A 4,821-nucleotide genomic window follows, 5' to 3' on the forward strand; every position below is an offset into this window, starting at 1 on the left:
AAAGTGCTGCCGCGTTTGTGCCGCTAAGCGCCTCAATTTTGTTAAGCGCTCGTAACTTGAAAATCACCGAGGCGCAAATAAAAGCGATCAAAATTCCGCTAGCGATATAATTTGTCATCTCGTCGTCAAAGATTCTTGGTCTGTCGAAAGAGATAAAGCCTACCACAATAAAAACTACGGGTAGCGCTGCTAAAAACAGATCGATTCCAGCGCTAATCATCCCATTTTTTCTTACCTGAGATACAGTGTCTTGCATAATAAGCCCTTTTAAAATTTGCCATGAAGTATACATAAACAAACGTAAAGCACAGATTAAACTGCGAAGTTTAAAATTTCAAAATTTCATCGCAGCCAAATTTCGTTGCAGACAAGCACATGCTGCGGAATTTCGGAATTTCATCGGAGCGAGCATAAATTCCGTCACTGGATTTTAAAACGAAATTCCGCCTGTGGATTTGCGGGGCAGAATTTCGCGGCAGAATTTCAAATCTCAAGCGCGGCATACTTTCATAGCACGCTTTGAAAGTCAGCAAGCCACAGGTAGAATTTCGCTATGAAGATTTCTACTCGGAATTCCGCGGTAAAATTTCACTATGGAATTTAGACCGGAATTCTATGGCAAAACCTCGATATAAAATTTTAATCAGAATTTCAAGACGGCATTTCAAGACAAAATTCTGCGATTTAAATTTAGCTAAAGACAAAATCCCACGATTTAAAATTTCGCGCCGATTGATGAGTTGCTTTGTCGCGCCGCTACTTCACCTGCGCGCTGAAAATTTGCGTGATGCTGGGGACCTGCTCGCCCGCAACGTCAAATTCCGCCGTTTTGATCTGTACGCTGTAGAGCGAGCTAAGCGCGGCTTCGGTTAAAATTTCGTTGCTTGCGCCGTAGTTGTAGCTAAGATCATTTCGCAAGATCAGTGTGCGATCGGCGACAGCTAGGGCGTGGTTAGGCTGGTGGGTGGTAAAAACTATGCTCGCATCGCTATTTGAGCGTAGATTTGCGATGAGGCTTAGCACGCGGTCTTGGTTTTTGATATCAAGTGCGCTGGCAGGCTCGTCCAAAAACAGCACGTCGCTACCGCTAGCTAGGGCTCTAGCAAAGAGCACGAGCTGCCTCTGCCCGCCGCTAAGGGCGTTAAAGCTGCGCTTTTGCAGATGGGCGACGCCTAGCGTTTCCAGAGCGTCAAGGCAGATTTGAATATCCTTTTTGCCCGGTTTTGAAAAGAGCGAGATCTCGCGTACTCGCCCCATCAGTACGATGTCAAGCACGCTGTAATCAAACGCGACGTTAAAGCTTTGAGGCAAGAAAGCAAATTTTGCCTTGCGCACGATCTCGCCTTCTTTAGGCTGCAAAATCCCCATCATACACGACATTAGCGTACTTTTGCCTTGCCCGTTTAAGCCCAAAATCGCTAATGTTTGAGAGCTGGAAAGCTCGAAGCTTAAGTTGCGAAAGCAGAATTTTTCCGCCTCGTAGTAAAAGCCAGCATTTTTTACCTCAATTAGATTTTGCATTTTTGGCACTCCTTTTTAGAAGTAGGGCAAAGATCGGGCTTCCGATGAGAGCGGATAGAATTCCTAAAGGAATTTCGGCGCTACTTAGCGAGCGAGATAGATCGTCGATTGCCAGCATAAAGATCGCTCCTGCGATGAAGCAGGCAGGCATTAGCTTCACGTGGTCGCTGCCCGCGATGAGCCTGGTGGCGTGCGGCACTACAAGACCTACCCAGCCGATATTTCCGCTGACGCTAACTTGTACGGCGATCAGAGCGGTGCAAAGCGCTAGGATCGTGCAGCGCAGAAACTTAACATCCACGCCTAGCACGCGCAAATCATCATCATTTAGGCTGAGTAGATTAAACCGCCATCTCAGCGCGATTAAGACTGCAGAAGCGGGCAGGGCGATCGCGCACATCAAAATTACTTTATCGTATCCTGCGCTTACGAAGCTTCCTAGTAGCCAAAAGACGATATTGGGCAGCACTTCCTCATCGTCTGCTAGATACTGCACTAAGCTCGTAAGTGCGGCAAATACGCCGTTAATGACTATACCTGCTAAAATGAGCGAGAAAATATCGGCGCGTGCTACGAATTTTGCCAAAAGATAGAGTAAAAATAGTGCCGCAAGCCCGAAGCAAAATGCAAAACCCGCAAGCCATAAGCCGCTCAATCCTAGCAAAATACAAAGTGCGCCGCCGAATGCCGCTGCGGTGCTAACGCCTACGATGTGCGGGCCAACGAGTGGGTTTTTAAATACCGCTTGCAAGCTCAAACCCGCGATAGCAAGCGCTCCACCGCAAAGGCTGGAGAGTAGAATGCGCGGAATTCTAACATCCAACATCACACTTTTGGCGGCTTCATCGCCGCCTCCGCTAAAGAGAATTTTAAAAATTTCTTCTAGCGGGATATGAAACTGCCCGCTAGCGAGCGAGATTATCGCCAGCACTACCCAAAAAAGAAGCAGGATTAGGTTCAGCATTATTTTTGATATTTGACGCGGTAAAATTTCTCGTAGAATTCCTCTACTTTTTTATCAAAGTTTGCGTCCTTAAAATTTTGCGGATAAAGTTTCATCGCAAGCCATTCCTCACCAAGCGCCATTGCTTCGGCAGTCGGATGACCCCATGCTTTAACGAATTCGGGCATTAGATAAATTCTATCCTCTTTCACGGCGCTAAGACCTTTTAGCGCAGGGTTTGCTTTAAGTTCGGCAGGTACTTGAGGATAGCGGTTTTGCACTAAGATAATCTGCGGATTCCATGCTAAAATTTGCTCCGGCGAAACCTGCTTGTAGCCCTTTATATCTGCAGCGGCGACGTTCGTCGCACCCGCTCTTGCTAACATTACGCCAGTATATTTGCCGCTACCGTAGGTCGTAAGATCAGGATTTGCCATATAAACTCTAGGTCTTTTATCTACGATAAAATTGCTAAATTTGGCATTTAAATCAGCTTGCGATTTTTTAACGAAATCTATTAGTTCAGCGGCATCCTTTTCGTGATTGCTTAGTTCGCCTAGAATTTTAACCCCCTCGTAAAAGCCCTCATCGTAAGCAGCGAAGCTATCGCGCTCATCTTTAAAGGTCGGATTTAGCTTAGCTTTTTCCTCTTGTGCAGAGCTGAAAAATGAAATACCTACGACTGGGATTTTCAACTCCTCCATTTTAGCGATATATTCTTTAGGGAAGTAGTTGACCACTACGACCGCATCGGGCTTTAGACTAAGCAGAGCTTCGTAATTGACATCTTTGATATCGCCTGGATTAGGTAGGCTTTTAAAACTCGGTGCCAAACGATTATACTCTTTGCCTAAGCGCTGCTCCCAGCTTTTTAGGATGCCTACGACCTTATCTTGGGCGTTGATTTCGTTTAAGACATTGAGCGCTTCGTGGTGTAGCACGACGATACGATTTACTTGATCCGGGATCGTGACCTTGCGACCGAGCTGATCGGTAATCGTGCGATCTGCAAAAGCCAGGCTAGCGCAAAGCACTGTACCAAGAAGTATTGAGTGAAGTTTAAGCATTTTTTCTCCTTGAAAATTCCGCAAAATATGCGGGGTTAGAATAGTGGAATTATAGCCGATCGGCATAAAATCCAGATAAATTTTTATATAAATTTCATTTTGTCGCGGGGGGATTTCAGATGCTTTCGTAGGGCAGAATTTTGTGATTTTACGCAGAATTTTGCTAGTAAAAATTTTTGCCCTTCTCCTCTAGGCTGGCCGGATACTGCCAGGTGCCCAGCGATACCGATTGGTTTTTTGATTTATTTTGTAGGCGTCGTCCATAAATTTTTATTCCAAAGCTCTGCGCCAGAAATTCCTTTAATCCTAATCCAAGCGATAAGTTCTAAAATTTCAGATAAAATGATTACCGCAAGTGCGGCATAGCGGGCAGGTGCGCTGCCATACCACGGCTTATCGACGTGGAGTATTTCAAGAAGCTTAAGAAGCGCTTCCCAAATTAAAGTTATCACGGCGTAAATATAGAAAATTTTGCTTCCGCTTGCTTTGCCGAGCAAATACGGTGTGTAAATCCGCGTAAAAATAACGATCGGCGTCAGCGTAATAATTGCAGTGCTCCAAAGAGCCATGATTTGAGATTTTCCGATCTCAGATAGATGCTCCAAGCCTACATAAAGCGCAGCTATCGTGCAATAAAAGGCCTCCTCGAAAGAGCTACCATTTTGCTGCAGAGCGTAATCCCAGCTAGCAAGACCGGTATAATTTAGCGAATAAAATAGCATCGCGCCCAGCAAGGCGGCATATATCACGTAGGCAAAAAACATAGCGCGATATGCGTTAAAGACTTTGCTAGCGGAGATATCTGAGATCATTTTGGTTGCCGAGAGTTTAAAAATCATCGAAGCAAAAATTATGGCAACAATTACGGCGGCAACGGCGAAAAATCCTCTCATCGTAATATCGTGCAAAAGCTCACAACAAGCCCAAATGATCAGGTAACAGCAGATCGATAAAACGCTAGAGGCTATGCCGCGGAATTTTATGGCGCTTAAAGTATCGCGCTTCATTTTTTTGCCTTTAGATTTTTAAAATTTTATGGCGGATTATACTTGCGGGGTTTGAAATTTAGATAAATTTATAAACTGCGTATTGCTAAATTTTGAAATTCGCATCGAGCGCAAGAAAAAATTTGCTAAGAGCAATACAAGGGGAGGGCGCAAGTAAAATTTGAATGGAATTAATCTATTTTGCCTAAAAAGTTAAATTCTAAAAGAGGGCAAATTAGGAATCTGTGAGTAAATGCAGGACAATTTAGTTTTTGCGCTAGTTAAATTATGAAATTTTTATTTT

Annotated in this window: 6 protein-coding genes; all 6 read right to left on the reverse strand. The window is 44.5% G+C overall.

The genetic code is table 11. The features are described 5' to 3' along the window. Positions 1-256 (reverse strand): hypothetical protein (locus Q0620_RS02115; RefSeq protein WP_298783017.1); only part of this gene is annotated, 256 nt, incomplete at its 3' end. 70 nt (positions 257-326) lie between these two features. After that, the gene (locus Q0620_RS02120) at positions 327-494 is read right to left on the reverse strand and encodes a hypothetical protein (protein ID WP_298783018.1); all 168 of its coding nucleotides are present in this window, start codon (positions 492-494) and stop codon (positions 327-329) included. Positions 495-756: 262 nt separating this feature from the next. Continuing rightward, entirely contained in the window at positions 757-1,521 is a 765-nt protein-coding gene (locus Q0620_RS02125; protein WP_298783019.1) for an ABC transporter ATP-binding protein, read from the reverse strand. Beyond that, on the reverse strand, positions 1,505-2,485 hold the full coding sequence (locus Q0620_RS02130; RefSeq protein WP_298783020.1) for an iron ABC transporter permease: 981 nt from the start codon (positions 2,483-2,485) through the stop codon (positions 1,505-1,507). The genes Q0620_RS02125 and Q0620_RS02130 overlap by 17 nt, the downstream gene beginning before the upstream one ends. Further along, positions 2,485-3,531: an ABC transporter substrate-binding protein gene (locus tag Q0620_RS02135; RefSeq protein ID WP_298783021.1), complete on the reverse strand. Its 1,047-nt coding sequence runs from the start codon at positions 3,529-3,531 to the stop codon at positions 2,485-2,487. Before Q0620_RS02135 ends, Q0620_RS02130 begins: the two co-directional genes overlap by 1 nt. A gap of 242 nt (positions 3,532-3,773) precedes the next feature. Then, complete coding sequence (locus tag Q0620_RS02140) at positions 3,774-4,538, reverse strand: hypothetical protein (protein ID WP_298783022.1); 765 nt, start codon at positions 4,536-4,538, stop codon at positions 3,774-3,776. Positions 4,539-4,821: the final 283 nt, after the last annotated feature.

This window comes from uncultured Campylobacter sp. (assembly GCF_938017615.1).
GTDB lineage: Bacteria > Campylobacterota > Campylobacteria > Campylobacterales > Campylobacteraceae > Campylobacter_B.

Excerpts from the sequence above, each read along its gene's own strand:
- Q0620_RS02135 (WP_298783021.1), bottom strand. The coding sequence starts at position 3,531 with ATGCTTAAACTTCACTCAATACTTCTTGGTACAGTGCTTTGCGCTAGC.
- Q0620_RS02140 (WP_298783022.1), bottom strand. The coding sequence starts at position 4,538 with ATGAAGCGCGATACTTTAAGCGCCATAAAATTCCGCGGCATAGCCTCT.
- Q0620_RS02125 (WP_298783019.1), bottom strand. The coding sequence starts at position 1,521 with ATGCAAAATCTAATTGAGGTAAAAAATGCTGGCTTTTACTACGAGGCG.
- Q0620_RS02130 (WP_298783020.1), bottom strand. The coding sequence starts at position 2,485 with ATGCTGAACCTAATCCTGCTTCTTTTTTGGGTAGTGCTGGCGATAATC.